The 19,029-nt window shown below is 63.6% G+C and carries 24 protein-coding genes and 1 tRNA gene; 8 read left to right on the top strand and 17 right to left on the bottom strand.

Going from position 1 to position 19,029, the window contains the following annotated elements:
- Positions 1-187: 187 nt before the first annotated feature.
- From DFO58_RS10630 to DFO58_RS10575, 14 genes are all read right to left on the bottom strand, one after another.
- The gene (locus tag DFO58_RS10630) at positions 188-1,732 is read right to left on the bottom strand and encodes a DNA cytosine methyltransferase (RefSeq protein WP_120990664.1); all 1,545 of its coding nucleotides are present in this window, start codon (positions 1,730-1,732) and stop codon (positions 188-190) included.
- A 178-nt stretch (positions 1,733-1,910) separates the two neighbouring features.
- The gene (locus tag DFO58_RS10625) at positions 1,911-2,264 is read right to left on the bottom strand and encodes a hypothetical protein (RefSeq protein ID WP_120990662.1); all 354 of its coding nucleotides are present in this window, start codon (positions 2,262-2,264) and stop codon (positions 1,911-1,913) included.
- Positions 2,261-2,560 carry a glutaredoxin domain-containing protein gene (locus DFO58_RS10620; RefSeq protein ID WP_120990661.1) on the bottom strand — a complete coding sequence of 100 codons (300 nt, stop codon included), beginning with the start codon at positions 2,558-2,560 and terminating at the stop codon, positions 2,261-2,263. The genes DFO58_RS10625 and DFO58_RS10620 overlap by 4 nt, the downstream gene beginning before the upstream one ends.
- Positions 2,557-2,787, bottom strand: a complete 231-nt coding sequence (locus tag DFO58_RS10615; protein WP_120990659.1) for a hypothetical protein — start codon at positions 2,785-2,787, stop codon at positions 2,557-2,559. The genes DFO58_RS10620 and DFO58_RS10615 overlap by 4 nt, the downstream gene beginning before the upstream one ends.
- The gene (locus DFO58_RS10610; protein WP_120990657.1) at positions 2,768-3,268 is read right to left on the bottom strand and encodes a single-stranded DNA-binding protein; all 501 of its coding nucleotides are present in this window, start codon (positions 3,266-3,268) and stop codon (positions 2,768-2,770) included. The genes DFO58_RS10615 and DFO58_RS10610 overlap by 20 nt, the downstream gene beginning before the upstream one ends.
- A 2-nt stretch (positions 3,269-3,270) precedes the next feature.
- Positions 3,271-3,519: a hypothetical protein gene (locus DFO58_RS10605; RefSeq protein ID WP_120990655.1), complete on the bottom strand. Its 249-nt coding sequence runs from the start codon at positions 3,517-3,519 to the stop codon at positions 3,271-3,273.
- A complete protein-coding gene (locus DFO58_RS10600; protein ID WP_120990653.1) occupies positions 3,516-3,821 on the bottom strand; it encodes a hypothetical protein in 306 nt (101 codons plus the stop codon). Before DFO58_RS10600 ends, DFO58_RS10605 begins: the two co-directional genes overlap by 4 nt.
- A complete protein-coding gene (locus DFO58_RS18485; RefSeq protein ID WP_183043166.1) occupies positions 3,818-5,026 on the bottom strand; it encodes an ATP-binding protein in 1,209 nt (402 codons plus the stop codon). The genes DFO58_RS10600 and DFO58_RS18485 overlap by 4 nt, the downstream gene beginning before the upstream one ends.
- A gap of 53 nt (positions 5,027-5,079) precedes the next feature.
- Positions 5,080-6,051 (bottom strand): hypothetical protein, encoded by a 972-nt coding sequence (locus tag DFO58_RS18480; RefSeq protein WP_183043165.1) that lies wholly within the window; start codon positions 6,049-6,051, stop codon positions 5,080-5,082.
- A gap of 20 nt (positions 6,052-6,071) precedes the next feature.
- The gene (locus DFO58_RS18475; RefSeq protein WP_183043164.1) at positions 6,072-6,218 is read right to left on the bottom strand and encodes a hypothetical protein; all 147 of its coding nucleotides are present in this window, start codon (positions 6,216-6,218) and stop codon (positions 6,072-6,074) included.
- 77 nt (positions 6,219-6,295) lie between these two features.
- Complete coding sequence (locus DFO58_RS10585) at positions 6,296-7,156, bottom strand: hypothetical protein (RefSeq protein ID WP_120990648.1); 861 nt, start codon at positions 7,154-7,156, stop codon at positions 6,296-6,298.
- A gap of 2 nt (positions 7,157-7,158) precedes the next feature.
- On the bottom strand, positions 7,159-7,305 hold the full coding sequence (locus DFO58_RS18470; RefSeq protein WP_183043163.1) for a hypothetical protein: 147 nt from the start codon (positions 7,303-7,305) through the stop codon (positions 7,159-7,161).
- The gene (locus tag DFO58_RS10580) at positions 7,302-7,496 is read right to left on the bottom strand and encodes a helix-turn-helix domain-containing protein (protein ID WP_120990646.1); all 195 of its coding nucleotides are present in this window, start codon (positions 7,494-7,496) and stop codon (positions 7,302-7,304) included. Before DFO58_RS10580 ends, DFO58_RS18470 begins: the two co-directional genes overlap by 4 nt.
- Before the next feature lie 7 nt (positions 7,497-7,503).
- Complete coding sequence (locus tag DFO58_RS10575) at positions 7,504-7,833, bottom strand: helix-turn-helix transcriptional regulator (protein ID WP_183043162.1); 330 nt, start codon at positions 7,831-7,833, stop codon at positions 7,504-7,506.
- A gap of 278 nt (positions 7,834-8,111) precedes the next feature.
- On the opposite strand from DFO58_RS10575, the gene DFO58_RS10570 reads away from it, so the two are divergent.
- Genes DFO58_RS10570 through DFO58_RS10560 form a run of 3 tightly spaced genes read left to right on the top strand, consistent with a single transcriptional unit; the run spans position 8,112 to position 10,315 of the window.
- Positions 8,112-8,705: a helix-turn-helix transcriptional regulator gene (locus tag DFO58_RS10570; protein WP_147407252.1), complete on the top strand. Its 594-nt coding sequence runs from the start codon at positions 8,112-8,114 to the stop codon at positions 8,703-8,705.
- 51 nt (positions 8,706-8,756) lie between these two features.
- Positions 8,757-9,146 carry an ImmA/IrrE family metallo-endopeptidase gene (locus tag DFO58_RS10565; protein WP_147407251.1) on the top strand — a complete coding sequence of 130 codons (390 nt, stop codon included), beginning with the start codon at positions 8,757-8,759 and terminating at the stop codon, positions 9,144-9,146.
- Positions 9,131-10,315: a site-specific integrase gene (locus tag DFO58_RS10560; protein ID WP_120990638.1), complete on the top strand. Its 1,185-nt coding sequence runs from the start codon at positions 9,131-9,133 to the stop codon at positions 10,313-10,315. The genes DFO58_RS10565 and DFO58_RS10560 overlap by 16 nt, the downstream gene beginning before the upstream one ends.
- A 159-nt stretch (positions 10,316-10,474) precedes the next feature.
- Here DFO58_RS10560 and DFO58_RS10555 read toward each other — a convergent pair.
- The 3 genes from DFO58_RS10555 to DFO58_RS10545 all read right to left on the bottom strand — a co-directional run bounded on the left by DFO58_RS10555 (position 10,475) and on the right by DFO58_RS10545 (position 11,514).
- Positions 10,475-10,550 (bottom strand) — tRNA-Val (locus DFO58_RS10555).
- 97 nt (positions 10,551-10,647) lie between these two features.
- The gene (locus tag DFO58_RS10550) at positions 10,648-11,097 is read right to left on the bottom strand and encodes a redoxin domain-containing protein (protein ID WP_053798012.1); all 450 of its coding nucleotides are present in this window, start codon (positions 11,095-11,097) and stop codon (positions 10,648-10,650) included.
- A complete protein-coding gene (locus DFO58_RS10545; protein ID WP_231735959.1) occupies positions 11,098-11,514 on the bottom strand; it encodes a DUF3052 domain-containing protein in 417 nt (138 codons plus the stop codon). It abuts the gene before it with no gap.
- Between the two features lie 364 nt (positions 11,515-11,878).
- On the opposite strand from DFO58_RS10545, the gene aceE reads away from it, so the two are divergent.
- The 5 genes from aceE to fabF all read left to right on the top strand — a co-directional run bounded on the left by aceE (position 11,879) and on the right by fabF (position 18,894).
- Positions 11,879-14,623, top strand: a complete 2,745-nt coding sequence (gene aceE / locus DFO58_RS10540; RefSeq protein WP_047118984.1) for a pyruvate dehydrogenase (acetyl-transferring), homodimeric type — start codon at positions 11,879-11,881, stop codon at positions 14,621-14,623.
- 132 nt (positions 14,624-14,755) lie between these two features.
- Entirely contained in the window at positions 14,756-15,964 is a 1,209-nt protein-coding gene (locus DFO58_RS10535) for a helix-turn-helix domain-containing protein (protein WP_120990636.1), read from the top strand.
- A 165-nt stretch (positions 15,965-16,129) separates the two neighbouring features.
- Positions 16,130-17,053, top strand: coding sequence for an ACP S-malonyltransferase (locus tag DFO58_RS10530; protein WP_120990634.1), 924 nt, complete (start codon positions 16,130-16,132; stop codon positions 17,051-17,053).
- A gap of 218 nt (positions 17,054-17,271) precedes the next feature.
- Positions 17,272-17,517 carry an acyl carrier protein gene (locus tag DFO58_RS10525; RefSeq protein WP_047118982.1) on the top strand — a complete coding sequence of 82 codons (246 nt, stop codon included), beginning with the start codon at positions 17,272-17,274 and terminating at the stop codon, positions 17,515-17,517.
- Positions 17,518-17,646: 129 nt separating this feature from the next.
- Entirely contained in the window at positions 17,647-18,894 is a 1,248-nt protein-coding gene (fabF, locus tag DFO58_RS10520; RefSeq protein WP_047118981.1) for a beta-ketoacyl-ACP synthase II, read from the top strand.
- Positions 18,895-19,029 lie beyond the last annotated feature (135 nt).

Raw genomic sequence — 19,029 nt, 5'->3', positions numbered from 1 at the left:
ACCTGCACGGGTCGACGCTTGGGTTTCGGTAGCCGGTACCCGGTGGCGAAGCTGAGCGGTTCGGTTGGTGCCGTGTACGTGCTGACCCGGGCGCAACTGGGGTTGTTGCACTGCACTTTGTCGCCGTACCGTTTGCCCCACGCCCCGCAATGCCCACAGCGTGGGTGCTGTGCTTCGAATCGGCTGGTCATGCTGTGGCCAGTGATGCGATGGCGACGGTTCCGATGTCTCGGGCCGCGGGCGGGGTCACTGCGTTGCCGGACTGCTTGACCTGCTCACGTTTGTTCCCGGTCATCTGGTAGGTCTTGGGGAACGCCATGCCGGCCATGATTTCGTGTGGCTCCAACATGCGGAACTCGCACTGGTTGATGTCCTCAGCAGTCCATTCGGTGAGGCCGTGGTGGTTACCGCCAGCGGTGAGCGTGCCGAGCGGGTCGGTGGCGGGCTTGGAACTGCTGGCGAGGTGTCCGGCGCTGGTGCCGCGCATGGTGGTGATCATGGCGAACCGGTCCACGGTGGGGATGGTCGGGATCGCCTGGTCTACTCCACGTGTGCCGCCGTTGCCGTAGTACTCCATCAGCATGTGGTGGCCTGGCGTGGTCAGCAGACCATGAGCCTCACGTGTGGTCAGCGTCCGCAACGCATCATCCGTAGAGTGCGCAGCGTCGTGCCAGGTGCCACCGGCAGGAACAAGCAAACCGGTTTCGTTGCGGGTGGTCTGTGTTCGCATGACATCGCTAATCTGCTGGGCCATTTTTCCCTCGCGACCTTCCACTGGAATCATCAGCCCACGCGTGTAGCTTGTGGTCTGCGTGGCGAACGGCTCCGAGTCCACGTCCGACAGGATCGGGGCGCCGCGCACTGCGTCGATGGAGATCCTGGCATTGCCGTACTTCTCCAGTCCGGCTCTGATGCGGGCCATGGTCTTGTCGGCCAGCGGGCGGGTGCGGTCCCCGATCTTCTGGCCACGGATGGACCAGTCGATGGCGTACGCAGCAGGGAGCCAGCCGGGCTCGACGATCTGGTTGCGGCAGCTCGTGGATGGGCAGCGGTAGACGTACTGGGCGCGGTAGCGTCCCCACCGCTTCCCGTTCTTGAAGTGCTGGATCGCGCGCACGGTCTTGTCGCAGGTCGGGCAGTACGCTTCCGGGCGGAGCTTGTCGAAGTCCGGCTTCGGGTTCCCCTTCAGCCAGAACACCACGTACATGCGGTCCCGGGACTGCGGGGCGGGGAGCCCGCCGAGCTGCGCGTGCATCGAGTTCAGGTACACGATGTGGTGCTCGTAGCCGAGCAGTTCCATGGCGTGCAACCAGGCTTCAAACATCACCCACTTTGCGGCATCCACGACGTTCTCCGTCATGATGATCTTGTACTTGTGGTGCTCCGCGAAACGGGGCACGTCCCACATGGTGGCGCGGGACTTCTCGGCAGCCTCGTCGGCGATGGTGTCACCGAACAGGTCCGGCTGGTTCGTGATGCGCTTGCGGCCCTTCGCCACCGAATGGTTGGTGCATTCGGGGCTGGCCCACAGCACATCGGAGGTGGCGATATAGCGCGGGTCAGTGACTTGGATGTCTGCGCAGACGTGGTCCACTTCAGGGTGGTTGGTGTTGTGGGTTTCGATGGCCCGGGACCAGTGGTTCATGGCGGTGCGGACGGTCACGCCCGGGATTTCCAAGAGTCCGGTGGAGGATCCGCCTGCTCCACAGAACATGTCGGTGATGGTTGTCATTTGGTGTTCGTTTTCCTGTTCTGGAGTTGTGCTGCGAGTCGCAGTTCGGCCATGTTCCAGTTGAGTTGCCGGACGGCTCGTTGCGCTGCGTTGCGGTCTGTGTGGCAGCCGCACTTGTGTTGACGCGCGCAGACTGAGAATGGCGTCCAGCAACATGCGCGCTGGCAGGTTTCGCCTTTCACGACGTCACCTTCCTGTCGGTCCGGTCGTACCTGCAGGCTTCAGCGGTGACGATCAGCAGCCTGGCGTGGCCCTCGCGGCGCGCCTTCTCCGTGAGCTTGTCGTTGCACCCGGCGAGTTCCCGGCGGGCTTTGGAGATGTTGGCTCGGAGGTTGTTCAGTTCGCGGTTCTTGGCTTCGAACGTGGCATTCATGTCACCGAGGACCTGGTCGCGTTGTGCGTACGCTTCGGCTAGGATCCTGCGGGCTTCGCCTTGCGCTTCAGCGATGATCTGGTTCGCTGGTGCCGACAGGCGCCGGTGCCGGCCCTGCAGGTACTCGATGAGGTGCGGGTCTCGGATTGCGGTGGTCATGCTGCGTCGGCTTCGTCGTCGTCGCGGACTGCGGCGTGGTCGGTGATGTTCGATGGGATGAACCCGAACCAGTCGGCGATCAGCTGGTTATTCGCGTCGTGCACAGTGACGTAGGGCATGGTCCCGGTGACGCCGAGCTCCTTGGCGCGGTCCCGGATCGATTCGGCGAGTTCTTCCATGCCTGGCAGGTCGGCGCGGATCTCTTCGTACTCCACGCCCTGCTTGTTCATGGTGTTCTTTGTGAGGGTGCACTGTCCGCACGGGTTCTTGGAGTAGACGGTTACTTTGCGGGTCACGGTAGGGTCTCCTGTTCGTTGAGGACCTTCGCTTGGTGAAGGTGGTAGATGATTTTGGTGTTGAGTTCGCGCCGGCGGAGGTCGGTGCTGGTGATGCGGGTGCGTGGGCCGTACCCGACTTTCTTGGACCGGTTCTGGTCGTTGCGGAGCCGGTCAAGTTTGTGGATGAGCTGCTGCGCCTGGCGGAGCTCAGAGACCGCGGCCGGGTTAGAACGGAGGTTCGTCATTGGACGCTCCCCCGGTGTTCCACGGGTCCGTTGCTGGGGCGTTCCAGCCACCGCCCTGCTGCGGGGTGTTCTGCGGTGCGGAGTTCGTGAACCCACCAGCACCGCCACCGCCGGAACGCTGGGTTCGAGTGACCTTGGCGGAAGCGAACCGGAGCGACGGGCCGATCTCGTCAATCTCCAGCTCCATGACGGTGCGGCGTTCGCCTTCCTTTGTGTCGTAGGAACGCGACCGGAGCCGGCCTTGAGCGATAACGCGCATTCCCTTGGTCAGGGTTTCGGCGACGTTCTCCGCGGCTTCCTTCCAGATGCTGGCCCGAAGGAATAGTGCTTCGCCTTCCTTCCACTCGTTCGTCTGTCGGTCGAACACCCGCGGGGTGCTTGCGATGGTGAAGTTCGCTACCGCAGAACCGGACGGGGTGAAACGGAGCTCGGGATCAGCGGTCAGGTTTCCAATGACGGTGATAACTGTCTCTCCGGCCATGGTTATCGGTTCTCCTGTTCGTTGGTGGTTTGGTCGATGAGGTCTGCGATGGCTCGCAGCGCGGATGCGGTGAACGATGCTAGGACGCTTCGGCGTGGGGTGAACGCGAAGACGTTGCCGCTGGGATACAGGTCGAACGTGCCGATTTCAGCGGTGATGCCGTCGACGGTGACGCCCTTGAGGACGTTCTTTCCGTTGTGCTCGTCGGTCCAGAACTTGCTTCCACTGGTAGTGGTGATTGGGGTGCTCATGCTGCGTTCGCCTGGCTTAGGTTGTTGACGTATTGGGTGAGTTCGGCGGCGAGCCCGTCGATGTCCTCTGTCTTGGTGGCGGAGGTGCGGTATGCGACGGTGCCGGCTTCCGATCCATGTGGGACGTCGCGCCGGTTCACTACGACGTCGACGGACCAGGGGACGGTGAAGAACGAGTCCCCCAGGAACATTCGGATGCTGACGGTTCCGGTGGGGATGCGGTCTGCGAGTGGCTTGATCTTTTCCACCGTGTAGGTGGCGAGGGCCATGGTGGTTTCGGTGTCGTGGACTGGGGTGCTCATGCCAGTTCTCCGTCCACGATGGTGAAAGCGCCGTCGCGACCTTCTCCCACGCATTCGAGCCACACTTGGTAGTCGTGCTTGGTGGCCATTTCTTCGACGAGGGCGAGGCTGTTTTGGTCGAGTAGGGAGCCGTCGGCGATGCGGATGATGCGCAGCTTCGGGTTCAGTGCGATGGCCATGCCCATGCTGACGCGGATCTGCTCGGCGGTGGATGCCTGCTTGAACGGGACACCGTTGTAAGTGACGCCGTTCTCGTCGAAGCCGAGTCCGGGGACTGGGAAGGTGGCGGATGCGAGCATGTCGGCTTTGTCCGTGTCGATCTTTTCGATCTTCGCGGTCAGCTGGGCGGCGCGGTCAGCGGTCGCAGTGTGGCGTTCGGCCAGCGCCGCCCGCTCCTGCGCCTTACGCACCTGGCGGTTCGTTTCCTCCGCTCCGTCGATCTTCGACTGGATGCTGGTGAGGTCGGTTTCCTCGCGCTTATTGTCTGGGTCGTTGGCCGCGTCCTCGTAGTAGGAGCGTGCGGTTTCCAGCTCCTCTTCGAGCTTCGCGATATGGCGTGCCCACTCGGCGGTTTTCTTCTTCGCCTCACGGATCCTCGCGTTCTCGGCTTCGCCCGCACGGTATTCACCCAGCAGTTCGGCGACGGACACCTCCGACTCCGGCAAACCTTCGGGGGTGTCGCCGTACGCCTGCAGCTGGGCGGTGAGCTCTTTCACTTCCCGGTTCACGGCGGTACGCTCGTCGAACACAGCCTTGCGTTCCGCTTCCAGCTGGGCCGGGTCGAATGGCAGATCCACTAGGTCGAGAAGCTGGGCGAGCTGCTTCTTGTCGTCGAGCTGGGTGAACGCGAACGGGTCCAAGCTGAGCTTGCCGACCAGCTCGTCGAGCTTCGCCTGCCCCTTCGGGAACTTCGCCCCGTCCTTCGACATGACCGACAAGGTGGACCCGGACGGGGTGAACCGGCGGGTGACGGTCAGCTCCTCAGTTTCGACGATGATCTCGGCGCTGGACTGGCCGTCGCGGATCGGCTTCGGGGTGGACTTCGAATCAACTCCGCCGAGGGCTGCGGCGATGCTGTCCAGGACGCTGGACTTGCCGGCGCCGTTGTTGCCTTCGATGATGACGAGCTTTCCGTCAGCGTCGGGGACGATTTCGACGCGGCGGGCGTTCTTGTAGTTGCTGTTGATCAGCTTGGTGACCTTCATGATGGTGACTCCTGTGTTGGTGGTGACGGGGCTTGCGCCCCGCCGGGGTTGGGTTAGGCTGCGTCTTTCCAGGCTTCGGTGATGACGCCGATGATGTCTTCGCTGGCGCCGGCGGCGCGGGCCTGCTTGCCGAGTTCGCCGAGCGCTTTCTTGTCGCCGAGTCGGGTTTCGCATTCGGCGAGGAAGTCGACTGGCGCTTCCGGCGCATCCTCGGGCATGATCTCCCCGGTTGCCGTGTCCACGCTGTCGGCGGTGTTGGCGACAGGATCCTGCGCTGCGGGTTCGGCCGGGGCGGGCGCCGGCGTCTGGGCGGGACGCGTCGGACGCTCCGCGGCCTGCGCTTTCGGCTTCCGAGTGATCGTCTTCGCGGCGGCGGGAGCGGCAGTGGCAGGGGTTTCGCCCATGTCTTCCAGTTCCATGTCCTCCACGCTGTATGCCATGCCGAGAAGCACGTCGGGGAACACGGTGCGGCAAGCTTCGGCGAGGGCCTTGGCACCGAGCATGGCGATGGGGTCGCTCCCGTACTTGCTGTTGCTGGTGTATCCGGCTTTCTGTGCGCGTTGGATCGTCCAGGTGAATTCCTCCCAGGTGTCGTCGCCCTTGCGCCGAACCGCGTAGGTCACAGCCTCCTCGGTGGCAGACATACGCCGTACACCGTGGCCCTGAGCCACGACCAGTGCGCCCATAGTGCGGGCGTACATGGACGGCTGGCCGTGCACCGGGAAGATGTTCTGCACTGACTGCAACGGGTCGAGTCCGACGGACTTGCCGGCAAGGATCACGACTGCTGCGTCGTTGGCCATTTCCTCGATGGGCTTCACAATTCCGCGGCCCTTCTCGCGGAGCGACTTCGGCAGGAAGTTCGAGTGCGCCATCGCCTGGGCGATCTTGTGGGCGTATCCGAGTTCCGCGGCCCATTCTTCGAGTTGAACCATGCCGGCGGTTTGCACGGCTGGGGCACTGGTGGCGAAGCTGAGCGGCTGGATGTCCGAGCCGTCGGTTTGTACTGCTGGGGTGTTGCTCATGGTGACTCCTTTGGGGTCTGCTAGGCGTTGTCGTCTAGGTGGGTTTCGAGTTCGAGGATTGCGTTGCGGTAGTGCTCGTCGGGGTATCCGGTTTCGCAGTCGCGGGTCGCATCGCTGAGTAGTGCGATGGCGGCTTTCGCGGCTTCCGCTGGGGTGAGGCCGTTCATTTTGTTCACCTCCCGCCGCGTGTATCGGAGGTCCGTGCACGGCGTGTACGGCGGGTAAATGTCGACGGTGTGCGCGCTCATGCCGCCACGTCCTGGATGGCCGGTAGCTGCAGCGGTTCACCGATGATGCTGTCCCGGGCCTTCGCGTCGTCCTTGACCGCCTTGGCATGCAAGAACATTTCGAAGTGCTGGTCGATCTCCGCCGGGGACCCGGCCAGCTGGTACAGGCTGGTGCCGAGCGGCCACCCGTCGTACCGCTTCCCAACCTCGGACTCCCGCTCGTTCGGGGTGACGTGTGCGACGAACGTTTTCACAACCTCGGGCAGTGGCGATTCGTTGCCGTAGTCGTCCATGTAGAACTCGGCCCGGGCGTATGCCGCGGTCTGCAGCGCGGTCTCCCCGTAGACCCCCTTCGACGTTTTCAGGTCGATCTGCACGACCTTCCCCGCGGCGATGTCAGCCTGCGACATGAGCAGCGGCGACGTGGCGTACAGGTCGAACTTGCCCGAGTACCAGTGCGTGCGGTTCGCGAGGATCCGCTCCACCAGCACCGGGGTGATCTGCCATGCGTCGAGGAAGTCTGCGTACCCTTCGACGTGGCTGGTCAGGTGGGCGAACTCGGCTGGGATTTTGACGGTGCCGTCCTGGATCAGGCGTTCGGCCATGTCGTGCACAGCGGTGCCGTTCTCCCCCGCTTCGTCACGCTCCCGGTTCGGGAGCAGCTGCAGGTAGTTCACGCCTTCGTCGTAGTCGCCGTCGCGGAGCCGGGCAAGGGTGCCGTCGTTGGCCGGGTCCATCGCCCACTTGGCGACTACACCGCCAGCCCACCAAACGAGTGCCGGGGCGGGGATGCCGCCTTTGAGGATGGTCGTGACGCCAGTGACGTGCTGGCCGTCCAGCTTGTAGCGGTGCGAGGATTCCTTGAATGTGAGGCTCATGATCAGGCTCCAAGATTGGTTTTGATGACTGCGTCCAGCACGAAGGCGAGGACGATGAATGATGTGACTGCGACACCGGCGATGGCGGTGGTGACGTGCTCCCAGCGTTTGGTGAGCTTCAACCCGTTGCGCGCGGCCCACCTGTTCATGGCCGGTACCCTCCGGGCTGGGACTTCCTGTAGAGGTCCAGTGCACGGTGTGGGATGCGCCAAGCTGAGGTCCGTCCGCCGGTACCGCCCTTGTATGCGCCGGGGAGCTTCCCTCGGTTGGCGAGTTTCCGGACCATCGTGGTGGACTGCTTGAGCTCCAGCGCGGTCTCTTCGACTGTCAGATCTGGCATGACGCTCCTAGCTTGCGAGTTTCATCGGGACACGCGCACGGCCGGTGCGCTGTTTTTGGTCTGACGCTTGTTGTTTTGAAATTGACATCTTGGGTTCAAAAAGAACCAGGAGGTTCACGCCCAAAACATCTGCGATTGCTTGAGCGGTTTCAGGCTTGCATGAGGTTCGGTAACCGGATGCGAGATGGGCAATGAACGCCGGCGATACTCCGGCGCGTTCAGCGACTACACATTGCCGCATCTTCTTTCCATCGAACGGCTTGCCGGCGAGGATTGCTTCCTTGTCTTCCTTGGTGAAAACGAAGGTGCGGAAGGCTTCCTTGGATCGGAGCTGCATGTAATCGACCCCCTTCCAAGGGTTTGGTGTTCGGAATGGCGACCCCATGATTTGCCTTTCAGTAATGACGAGTGGATTGTTTCGGTAGGACCAGTGTCACATCTAAGTAAACAAGTGTCAATCTCAAACTTACATCTTTTCCCTAGAACTAGCGGTCTGCCCCGGAATTACGGGAAAAAGTTAGTAAAGAGAAAGGCTAGGAAAGGTAAGATCTAACAGTAAACACGTCACATTTGACGAACGTTGCTACCGCGAGACACGGGAGTCACATTAGGGACATGGCAAACCAACCAGAAAACCAGAACCTCCAGGCGCTCATCCGAGACCACCTCAACGGCCGGACCTACGCCGAACTCGCACGCGAATGTGGATTCAACAACCGCGCCACGGTGCAGCGTCTCGCAACTAAAGACCCTGTCGATTTCCCATCAACAGAGACACTCCTAGGCCTAGCGCGCGGACTCAAAGTCTCCATCGGCGCCGTAGTCTCCGCAACGGCCGTCAGCGTGGGACTCGACCCGAACCCCTACGGATCCTCGGACCTCATCATCCAGAACGGCAAGACTCTACCCAAAGAGTCCCAGGACATGCTTATCAACATGGCGACCCAGATGCTCTGGTGGCATGAGCAGTACGAACTGAAGATCGACCGCGCACAAGACAAGCTCGCCGAGACAGAGAACAAGCTCGCCCGCACCGAACATGATCTGGAGCATATCGAGTCGGACCTCGCCATCTCCAAGGAAGTCATCGAACGCCTACAGGCCGCCACCGGGACGAAGCGTTCCGATGTGACCCTCGCAGCTGACACGTCGGGCCGCCAGGGCGAGGGTGGGACATTCGAGCACGACGACCTGCCACACACTCCATAATTACTCGGTCGGATTCCGTTAATGTAGGTGACGTACCTTATATTCGGACTCATGTTCGAAGAAGTGCTGTCACGGCTGAAGCCGCAGATCAAAGAAAGTGAGCTCCCTCCCGGGTGGTGGGGAGCCTACGACCTAACTACAAACACCATCCACCTGCGCCCCATGCTGGCGCCCATCCAGAAACGCTCCACGCTCTCTCACGAGACTGCACACGCGGTCCTAGGTCACACCGGTCATAGCCCCCGCCAAGAGCGCAAAGCCGAAGAGCTCAGCGCTTCATGGCTGATACGGCATGAGCTGTTCGTTGCGGCTTGCAAGATCCACGACACCGCAACCGCTATCGCCGCGGAACTCGATGTTCTCCCCCGCGACGTCCAAGCCTACATACGCCATATTCGGCGTACCCAAAAACAGGAGGACCTTCAATGGTTGCCCGAGTAGAAGACCGGTGGCTGTCGAAGAAAAAAGACGCCAACGGGAAACGCATTCGGAAGTCCACTTACGGTGTCGGCGCCCGATGGATGGCGCTATGGGACGATACCGACGGGGTGGCCCGGTCCAAGAAGTTCGCCACCCAGGAACAAGCTCAGGCCCACCTGGACCACGTGACCGCGGACAAGATGACCGGCAACTACGTGAACGGGCGCGCTGCGGACAGGTTCATCACCGACCTGCTCGATGAATGGTTGGCGACGACTGTGCACTGGAAAGCGTCGACTCGCAACGCGGCCGAATCAGATGTGCGCGCGCACCTGCGCCCATACTGGGGCGACTGCACGGCCGGCGCTGTGCGCAAGCGTGACGTGCAAGCGTGGGTGTCCGGGATGAAGCTTGCCCCGCGCACGGTTGCGAGCATCCACGGCCGGTTTCTGTCGTTCTTGACATGGTGTGTTGACGAGAAGATTCTGGCGCAAAACCCTGCGTCGAAAGTGAACCTGCCGCAGGGCTTGTCCCGGGAGCACGTGTTCTTGTCTGTGAAGCAGGTGACTGCGCTGGTGAAGGAAATGGACGAACTGTACCGGGTGCTGGTGTGGTTGCTGGCGACTTGTGGACTCCGCATCGGGGAAGCTGCGGAGCTCCGGGTCAAAGACCTGCAGCTGGACCGGGGCAGGATCCGTATCGAACGTGCCGTGGTGTTCGTGAAAGGTGGACCGCCAGTGGTTGGCCCACCGAAGAACGGCAAGGCTCGTACCGTGTCCATTGCGCCGTTCATGGTCGGCATGCTGGGCGACCTTATCGAGCACAAGCGGCCGAATGATCTGGTGTTCACGACGGTGCGCGGCTGCCAGATCCGCCCGAACAACTTCAAGCGGCGCCAGTTCGATGATGCGGTGGCAGCGGTGAACAAGGCGGCGAAAGCGGCCCGGGCGCGCGGCACGAAGAACCCGGTGACGATACCGACAAGCATGTGGGTGCATGATCTCCGCCATACCGCGGCTTCGTTGCTGGTGCAGTCGGGTGCCTCGGTGAAAGCGGTGCAGCGCCAGCTGGGACACGCGACGGCCAGCATCACACTGGACACGTACGCCGGATTATTCGACCAGGATCTCGACGACTTGGCCGTGAGATTGCAGCGGATTGTTCACCCGCAGTTGCCGGCGGCGGCGTAGCCTTACGTTTTACTTACGAGTAGCTTACGTTTTTCTTACGTGTTTAGCCGTCTGAAATGGTGTTAAACAGTATCAAACTGGCCTAAGTTGAGCGACCCATGAAACACGAAAAAACCCGCCCCCACAACCTAAACAGGCTAGTGGGAGCGGGTTATTCTTTGGTGGGCCCTACCGGGATCGAACCGATGACATTCACGGTGTAAACGTGACGCTCTACCAGCTGAGCTAAAGGCCCTAACCACATCAGCTTTTGCAAGCCAACGAGGAATTACTTTACAGAGCTTTCCAGCTCTGCGCAAATCGGGGCGTTTCCCGAACGCGCCGCAATGCTTCTACGCTTTGTCGATGGCGCTCCGATAGTCCTCCAGGCTGCGCGGCTGGGTCATTTCACTGGTGAAAGTTCGACGCACTATCCCGTCTTCAAGATAAATCGACAGCCGTGTCGCCACGCCCTGCCGCTCGTCGAACGCGCCGGCTAGCCGCGCCACTCGACCATGAGGCCAGAAATCGGCCAGCAGGTCGAACTGGATCCCCAACGCCTCGGCATAATTTCGCAACGCGAACTTGTGATCCACCGAAATCGCGACAACCCGCACCGAACGGTTGGCGAAGTACTCGAGATGCTCCTGGAGCTGCGCCAATTCCGAGCCGCAGACGCGGGAAAATGCCCACGGATAGAAGACAACCAGCACCCGGCCGTCGGACAGCCCGGTGCTGGTGATCATTTCGCCGTACTGATTTTCCAGCGAGAAGTCGAACAGGCGTGAACCCGTTTCGATCATTTAGTTCTTCTTGCGCGGTGCCAAACGAATGGCCGACCAGTCGGCCGAGACACCCTCGGTGGTAGTCACGTGCAGCCCGGCGCTCGGAGCTTCCTGCTGGATCAGCGATGGGGACACATGTCCCTCGCGACCCTGCTTCGGGGTCAGCAGCCATACGATGCCACCCTCCCCAAGGTTGCTCAGCGAGTCCATCAGCGCGTCGACAAGGTCTCCGTCACCATCACGCCACCAGTAAATCACTGCATCAACGACGTCGTGATCCTCTTCGGTGAGCAGCTCTGAACCAATAGTGTCCTCGATCGCGTCGCGAAGATCGTAGTCCACGTCATCGTCGTAACCCAGTTCCTGGATAAGGTCTTCATTCTTGAAGCCCAGTTTTTTAACGGACTCCAGGTTTGCCGATACGGCGTCGCTCACTTCATTCCTCCTGATGGTGCAAAGCGTTACTACCAACGAAACACCGTTTCGTCGCTCCATTCAAGCGCTAAGGCAATAACACGCCGAACGAATATCGCCCGCCAAAAAGTGATGCAGGCCAATTTGACAGGGTCAATCTAGCGTTGACTCCTGCACACTGTTGCATAAGTCACCTAAAATAGCCTATTTAATGCTATTTTGCCCAAAAATCTCGTCGATTTTTCGGCTTTCGATTCATTAGAGTAGGCAGTGAACCGAGCAGGACACACCACTCCAGTGTTACTGCACCCGATGTCCCATCCCGCTGCACGGCAGAAAAATGTCTGCACCGCGGCGGAGCCGCAATTTCAATCAAGGAGCTTCAGTGGCTGTAGAGGAACACATCTCCCAGATCCGTAGTGGTTTGACTTACCAGCTATCCGATCGGGATCCCGAGGAAACCCAGGAATGGTTGGACTCGTTCGACGCACTCGTCGAAACCCAGGGCACCGAGCGTGCCCAGTTCATCATCCGCTCGCTCCTGCAGCGTGCCGGCGCCAAGTCCGTTGGCGTGCCTATGGTGACCACCACCGACTACGTGAACACCATCCCCGTCGACCAGGAGCCCGAGTTCCCCGGCGACGAGCAGATCGAACGCCGCTTCCGCGCGTTCATGCGCTGGAACGCCGCCATCATGGTGCACCGCGCCCAGGAGCCTTCCATCGGCGTCGGCGGCCACATCTCCACCTACGCAGGCGCCGCGACCCTGTACGAAGTGGGCTTCAACCACTTCTTCCGTGGCAAGAACCACCCGGGCGGCGGCGACCAGGTCTTCTTCCAGGGCCACGCCTCGCCGGGCATGTACGCCCGCGCATTCCTCGAAGGCCGCCTGTCCGAAGAGGACATGAACGGCTTCCGCCAGGAGAAGTCGAAGGAAGGCCACGCGCTTCCTTCCTACCCGCACCCGCGTTCGCTGCCGGACTTCTGGGAATTCCCGACCGTGTCGATGGGCATCGGCCCGGCCAACGCGATCTACCAGGCCCAGCTGAACCGCTACCTGCACAACCGCGGCATCAAGGACACCTCCGAGCAGCACGTCTGGGCCTTCCTGGGCGACGGCGAAATGGACGAGCCGGAGTCGCGCGGCTTCCTGCAGCTGGCGGCCAACGAGAAGCTGGACAACCTCACCTTCGTGGTGAACTGCAACCTGCAGCGCCTTGACGGCCCGGTGCGCGGCAACGGCAAGATCATCCAGGAACTGGAAGCCTTCTTCCGCGGCGCCGGCTGGAACGTCATCAAGGTCGTCTGGGGCCGCGAGTGGGATGCCCTGCTCGAAGCCGACAAGACCAACGCCCTGGTCGACGTCATGAACCAGACCCCGGACGGCGACTACCAGACCTACAAGGCGGAGTCCGGCGCGTTCGTGCGCGAGCACTTCTTCGGACAGCGCCCGGAGACCAAGGAACTGGTCGCGGACTACACCGACGATGAGATCTGGAACCTCAAGCGCGGCGGCCACGACTACCACAAGGTGTACGCGGCCTACAAGGCAGCCACCGAGTTCAAGGGCAAGCCGACCGTGATCCTGACCAAGACGGTCAAGGGCTACGGCCTGGGCTCGCACTTCGAGGCCCGCAACGCCACGCACCAGATGAAGAAGCTGACCCTCGAGGACCTCAAGGGCTTCCGCGACCACCTGCGCATCCCGATCACCGACGAGCAGCTCGAGGCCGATCCGTACCTGCCTCCGTACTACCGCCCGTCCGAGGATTCGGCCGAGTACAAGTACATGATGGAGCACCGTGCCAAGCTCGGCGGCTCCGTGCCGTCGCGCCGCCAGGAATCCGACGTCAAGCTGACCCTGCCGGGCGAGAAGGCCTACGCCATCGCCAAGCGCGGTTCGGGCAAGCAGCAGGCGGCCACCACCATGGCCTTCGTGCGCCTGCTCAAGGACCTCATGCGCGACAAGGAATTCGGCCACCGCATCGTGCCGATCGTGCCCGACGAGTCCCGCACCTTCGGCATGGACGCGTTCTTCCCGACTGCCAAGATCTACAACCCGGGCGGCCAGAACTACCTGTCCGTGGACCGCGACCTGGTGCTGGCCTACAAGGAATCCCCGCAGGGCCAGCTGATCCACCCGGGCATCAACGAGGCCGGCGCCGTCGGCGCGTTCACCGCGGCGGGCACCAGCTACTCGACCCACAACGAGCCGCTGATCCCGATCTACGTGTTCTACTCGATGTTCGGCTTCCAGCGCACCGGCGACCAGTTCTGGGCCGCCGGCGACCAGATGGCCCGCGGCTTCATCATCGGCGCCACCGCCGGCCGCACCACCCTGACCGGTGAGGGCCTGCAGCACGCCGACGGCCACTCGCCGGTGTTGACCAGCACCAACCCGGCGGTTATCACCTACGATCCGGCCTACGGCTACGAGATCGGCCACATCATGCGTTCCGGCCTGGAGCGCATGTACGGCGGAACCCACGAGGATCCGAACGTGATGTACTACCTGACCGTGTACAACGAGCCGATCCACCAGCCGGCCGAGCCGGAGAACGTGGACGTCGAGGGGATCGAGAAGGGCATCTACCTGCTCAAGGAAGCCACCACCGACGGCCCGCGCGCGCAGCTGCTGGCTTCGGGCGTGGCAGTGCCGTGGGCCCTGGAAGCCCAGAAGATCCTGGCCGACGAATGGGGCGTGTCCGCAGACGTCTGGTCCGTGACCTCGTGGAACGAGCTGACCCGCGACGGCCTGCACGCCGACGAGCAGGTCCTGGTTGATCCGTCCAAGGCCCGCCGCGTGCCGTACGTGACCCAGAAGCTGTCCTCGGCCACCGGTCCGTTCATCGCGACCACGGACTACATGCGTGCGGTGCCGGAGCAGATCCGTCCGTACGTCCCGGGCGAGTACCACACCCTGGGCGCCGACGGCTTCGGCTTCTCGGACACCCGCTCGGCGGCGCGCCGCTTCTTCAAGATCGACGCGCACTCGCTGGTGGTGCAGACCCTGCACTCGCTGGTTGAGCGCGGCGAGATCGCGGCCGACTCGGCCATCAAGGCGCACGCCAAGTACGATCTGAACAACCCGAACGCCGGCAAGTCCGGCAACGCCGGCGGCGACGCCTAAGCGGGAATCGTCCACCTCGAACGCGAATGAGCTGCCCTGCCCGAACAAGTTTCGGGCAGGGCAGCTTGCCGTTAACCGCTGGCTCGGGCACCGCTGGATCTGAGGCGAAGGCGCAACGCTAAACTTGAAGGCATGGCCCCAGAAACCGAATCGATCGCCGCCGCGCGCACCCGGGCAGCCCGCCCTGCGCCGAGCGCCGAAACCGTCAAGCGGCTCAAGAACCACATCGGCGTGCTGTCCACGACCGCGCTGAAGTACCTGGACCAGCAGCTGCCCTGGTACCGCTCGCTGGAGCCGAACGAGCGCGCGGCCCTGGGCCTGATCGCGCAGAAGGGCATCTCCACCTTCGTCACCTGGTACGAGGACCCCTCCTCCACCCCGTCCTGGGTGGTCACCGACGTGTTCGGCGCCGCCCCTACCGAGCTGACCCGCTCCATCTCGCTGCAGAAAGCGCTGGGCCTGCTGCGCACCATCGTGGAGGTCGTCGAATCCCAAGTCCCGGACATCGCCCCGGAGAAGGAACAGGCGGCCCTGCGCGAAGCGGTGCTGCGCTATTCCCGCGAGGTCGCCTTCGCCGCCGCCGACGTCTACGCCCGCGCGGCCGAAACCCGCGGCGCCTGGGACTCCCGGCTGGAGGCCCACGTGGTGGATGCGGTGCTCCACGGCGAGGGCCACGATTCACTCTCCTCCCGGCTGGCCGCCATCGGCTGGAAGTCGCAGAGCAACATCCGGATCCTGGTCGGCGCCACCCCGGGCTCGAACTCGGTCAGCTTCGTCTCCGCCATCCGGCGCCTGGCCACCCGATACGCTCGCGACTCGCTGGTCAGCGTGCTGGGCGACCGCTCGGTGCTGATGCTCTCGGACACCAAGTTCGAGGAGGCAGACCTGGGCCGGCTCGCCCGCTTCTTCGGGCCCGGCCCGCTGGTCTACTCCCCCTTGGCCGCCACGGTCACCGACATGCCGCAGGCCGCGCAGGCAGCCATCGCGGGCTACGCCGCCGCCTGCGCCTGGCCCCAGGCGCCGAACCCGGTGGGGGCCGATGACCTGTGGCCTGAACGCGCCTTCAACGGCGACGAGCTGGCGCGCACCGCGCTGCTCGAACGCGTCTACCGGCCGCTGCAGCAGGCCTCCAACGGGTTGCTGGAAACGCTGTCCAGCTACCTGGCACTGGGCCATTCGCTCGAAGGCACCGCGCGCGGGCTGTTCGTGCACGCCAACACCGTGCGCTACCGGCTCAAGCGCGTCTCCGAGGTGACCGGCTGGGATCCGCTGTCCCCGCGCGACGCCTTCGTGCTGCAAAGCGCGCTGGTGGTGGGGCGCCTGGCTGACTCGGGCCAGTAGCACTTTTGGCGGTTCCGCACAGTTGCCGGAGCGTCATGCAACGGCGTTACATGGGTTTTTGCCTCCCCCATGCGCTAGGCTTTTGTAGGAAACCTACAATCCGTGACCGCGAGCTTGGTGCGTGACCACGCGCCACGAGGCCGCAATCTTTGGAAAGCTGTAAGAGTGTTAGCAATCGTATGCCCGGGACAGGGCTCCCAGACCCCAGGTTTTCTTTCCGAGTGGCTCGACGTCGACGGCGTGCGTGAGCATCTTGCCTCGCTGAGCGAAATCACCGGCCGCGACCTGATCGAGCACGGCACCGTCTCCGACGAGGAGACCATCAAGGACACCGCAGTGGCGCAGCCGCTGATCGTGGCCGCCGGATTGATCACCGCCCGCGCGCTGTTCGGCGAGCAGCTTCCGGCCAACTCCGTGCTGGCCGGACACTCCGTCGGCGAAATCACCGCCTCGGCCCTGGCCGGCGCGCTGAGCGAGAACGACGCAATGAACTTCGTGCGCGTGCGCGCCAACGCCATGGCCGAAGCCGCCGCGGCAACCCCGACCGGCATGGCCGCCGTGCTCGGAGGCGACCCGCAGGAGGTCCTTGACCGCCTGGCCGAACTGGATTTGACCCCGGCCAACGCCAACGGCGGCGGACAGACCGTCGCCGCAGGCACCATGGAGCAGCTGGCGGCGCTGGGCGAGAACCCTCCGGCCAAGGCCCGCGTGATCCCGCTCAAGGTCGCCGGCGCATTCCACACCGCGCACATGGCCCCGGCCGTCGGCGTGCTGCAGAAACTGGCAGACACCCTGGCTCCAGCCGAGCCGGCCACCACCTTGCTGTCCAACTACGACGGCCAGGCTGTCGCCTCGGGTGCGGCCAACCTCGAATCCCTGGTGGCCCAGGTATCCCGCCCAGTCCGCTGGGACCTGTGCATGCAGACCCTCGCAGCCCAGGGCGTCACCGGCATCCTGGAGCTGGCTCCGGCCGGCACCCTGGTAGGCCTGGCCCGCCGCGGACTGAAGGGCGTGAAGGGCATGGCCCTGAAGTCCCCCGCGGACCTGGACGCCGCCCGCGAGTTCATCGCCGAGCACACCGCCAACTAGGCGCCGCACCGCGCCAGCTGAAATTTTTCGCCCGCTTGACGCGTCATCGCCCAACCGGCGAGGGCCATCTGGCCTAAGCTTTAAGCGGTGAAACCCTGTCCGTGCCCCGCACGGGACGCGGAGAGGGTTTCGAACAGTCGGATCACGGCCCGTTACCGCGGGCATGAATCCAGAGCAACGACCGGATCCCTCCGGCATCATGAGAAAAGGAGCCATCCATGGCTAGCAACGAAGAAATCCTGGCAGGCCTCGCCGAAATCGTTAACTCGGAGACCGGCCTGGACGAAGCAGACGTGCAGCTGGACAAGTCCTTCACCGAGGACCTGGACATCGACTCGATCTCGATGATGACCATCGTCGTTGAGGCCGAGGAAAAGTTCGAGGTCAAGATTCCGGACGAGGAAGTCAAGAACCTGAAGACCGTGGGCGACGCCGTGAACTTCATCGCCGGCGCCCAGGCCTAGCAGCATTCCGCCAGCGAACTTTTCGCTGGCACACCGTTGTGCGGGCAAGCCGTGCACACCGGCCGGTACGTCAAGCCGGCCCCCACAAATTTTAGACAGCAAAGTTGTACCCCAGTAGAGAGTTTGATGATGGCGCGCAAAGTAGTGATCACCGGTCTCGGAGCCACCACCCCCATCGGCGGGGACGTCCCTACCCTGTGGGAGAACGCCCTGAAGGGTGTTTCCGGCGCCGCAACCATGGAAGACAGCTGGGTCGAGGAATACGACCTGCCGGTGACCTTCGCCGCCCGCGCCTCCGTGCAGCCTTCCGAGGTGCTGACCCGCCCGGAGACCAAGCGCATGGACCCGTCCACGCAGTTCGCCGTGGTGGCGGCCCGCGAGGCCTGGGCCGACTCGGGCCTGTCCAAGGACGACGTCGACCGCAACAAGCTCGCCGTGGCCTTCGCCACCGGCATCGGCGGCGTCTGGACGCTGCTGAACGCCTGGGACACCCTGAAGGAAAAGGGCCCGCGCCGCGTGCTGCCGATGACCGTGCCGATGCTGATGCCCAACGGGCCGGCCGCCGCGGTGTCGCTGGACCTGGGAGCCGCCGGCGGCGCCCACACCCCCGTCTCCGCCTGCGCATCGGGCACCGAGGCCATGCACGTGGGCATGGAGCTGATCCGCGCCGGCAAGGCCGACGTGGTCATGGTCGGCGGCGCGGAAGCGGCCATCCACCCGATGCCGATTGCAGCGTTCTCTTCCATGCACGCCCTCTCGCGCCGCAACGACGATCCGGCCAAGGCTTCGCGCCCGTACGACGTGGACCGCGACGGCTTCGTGATGGGCGAAGGCGCCGGCGCACTGGTGCTGGAGTCCGAGGAGCACGCGCTGGCCCGCGGCGCCCGCATCTACGCCGAGCTGGCAGGCTCGTCGGTCACCGCCGATGCCTACCACATCACCGCGCCGGACCCGGAGGGCCTGGGCGCCACCCGCGCGCTGAAGGCCGCCATGTACGACGGCCGCATCCAGCCGGAGGACGTGGTGCACGTGAACGCGCACGCCACCTCCACCCCGGTAGGCGACAAGCCCGAGTACACCGCGCTGAAGGCCGCCCTGGGCGACCAGCTGGACAATGTCCTGGTCTCCGCCACCAAGTCGCAGATGGGCCACCTGCTTGGCGCATCCGGCGCCGTGGAGTCCGTGCTGACCACCCTGGCGATCTACCACCGCAAGGCCCCGGTCACCATCAACCTGGACAACCAGGATCCGGAGATCCCGCTGAACGTCGTCACCGGCGCTCCGGCCGACCTGCCGGCCGAGGGCTCGATCGTCGCGCTGAACAACTCCTTCGGCTTCGGCGGCCACAACGCCGTCGTCGCGATCCGCAGCATCTAGCAGCAGCTGTGCCCCCGCGGGCCGGAACCGAGCATTCGGTTCCGGCCCGCGGCGCGTTAACTGCACGTCCCTATTGTCGCCGGGCGCCGGGCGTTGCTACGCTCAATCTCGACAGGCCACCGATCATTTTCCACC

Source organism: Arthrobacter sp. AG1021, assembly GCF_003633665.1.
Classification (GTDB): Bacteria; Actinomycetota; Actinomycetes; order Actinomycetales; family Micrococcaceae; genus Glutamicibacter; species Glutamicibacter soli.
The sequence above is the reverse complement of the archived record's forward strand: the minus strand, read 5'-3'. Positions and strand labels throughout refer to the sequence as shown.

Coding starts and splice junctions, on each gene's coding strand:
- DFO58_RS10615 (WP_120990659.1), bottom strand. CDS start 2,787: ATGACGAACCTCCGTTCTAACCCGGCCGCGGTCTCTGAGCTCCGCCAG.
- DFO58_RS18475 (WP_183043164.1), bottom strand. CDS start 6,218: ATGAACGGCCTCACCCCAGCGGAAGCCGCGAAAGCCGCCATCGCACTA.
- DFO58_RS18485 (WP_183043166.1), bottom strand. CDS start 5,026: ATGAAGGTCACCAAGCTGATCAACAGCAACTACAAGAACGCCCGCCGC.
- DFO58_RS10570 (WP_147407252.1), top strand. CDS start 8,112: ATGGCAAACCAACCAGAAAACCAGAACCTCCAGGCGCTCATCCGAGAC.
- DFO58_RS10525 (WP_047118982.1), top strand. CDS start 17,272: ATGGCTAGCAACGAAGAAATCCTGGCAGGCCTCGCCGAAATCGTTAAC.
- DFO58_RS10560 (WP_120990638.1), top strand. CDS start 9,131: ATGGTTGCCCGAGTAGAAGACCGGTGGCTGTCGAAGAAAAAAGACGCC.
- DFO58_RS10610 (WP_120990657.1), bottom strand. CDS start 3,268: ATGGCCGGAGAGACAGTTATCACCGTCATTGGAAACCTGACCGCTGAT.
- DFO58_RS10575 (WP_183043162.1), bottom strand. CDS start 7,833: ATGCAGCTCCGATCCAAGGAAGCCTTCCGCACCTTCGTTTTCACCAAG.
- DFO58_RS18470 (WP_183043163.1), bottom strand. CDS start 7,305: ATGAACAGGTGGGCCGCGCGCAACGGGTTGAAGCTCACCAAACGCTGG.
- DFO58_RS10630 (WP_120990664.1), bottom strand. CDS start 1,732: ATGACAACCATCACCGACATGTTCTGTGGAGCAGGCGGATCCTCCACC.
- DFO58_RS10585 (WP_120990648.1), bottom strand. CDS start 7,156: ATGAGCCTCACATTCAAGGAATCCTCGCACCGCTACAAGCTGGACGGC.
- DFO58_RS10565 (WP_147407251.1), top strand. CDS start 8,757: ATGTTCGAAGAAGTGCTGTCACGGCTGAAGCCGCAGATCAAAGAAAGT.
- DFO58_RS10550 (WP_053798012.1), bottom strand. CDS start 11,097: ATGATCGAAACGGGTTCACGCCTGTTCGACTTCTCGCTGGAAAATCAG.
- DFO58_RS10580 (WP_120990646.1), bottom strand. CDS start 7,496: ATGCCAGATCTGACAGTCGAAGAGACCGCGCTGGAGCTCAAGCAGTCC.
- DFO58_RS18480 (WP_183043165.1), bottom strand. CDS start 6,051: ATGAGCAACACCCCAGCAGTACAAACCGACGGCTCGGACATCCAGCCG.
- fabF (WP_047118981.1), top strand. CDS start 17,647: ATGGCGCGCAAAGTAGTGATCACCGGTCTCGGAGCCACCACCCCCATC.
- DFO58_RS10535 (WP_120990636.1), top strand. CDS start 14,756: ATGGCCCCAGAAACCGAATCGATCGCCGCCGCGCGCACCCGGGCAGCC.
- DFO58_RS10625 (WP_120990662.1), bottom strand. CDS start 2,264: ATGACCACCGCAATCCGAGACCCGCACCTCATCGAGTACCTGCAGGGC.
- DFO58_RS10600 (WP_120990653.1), bottom strand. CDS start 3,821: ATGAGCACCCCAGTCCACGACACCGAAACCACCATGGCCCTCGCCACC.
- DFO58_RS10605 (WP_120990655.1), bottom strand. CDS start 3,519: ATGAGCACCCCAATCACCACTACCAGTGGAAGCAAGTTCTGGACCGAC.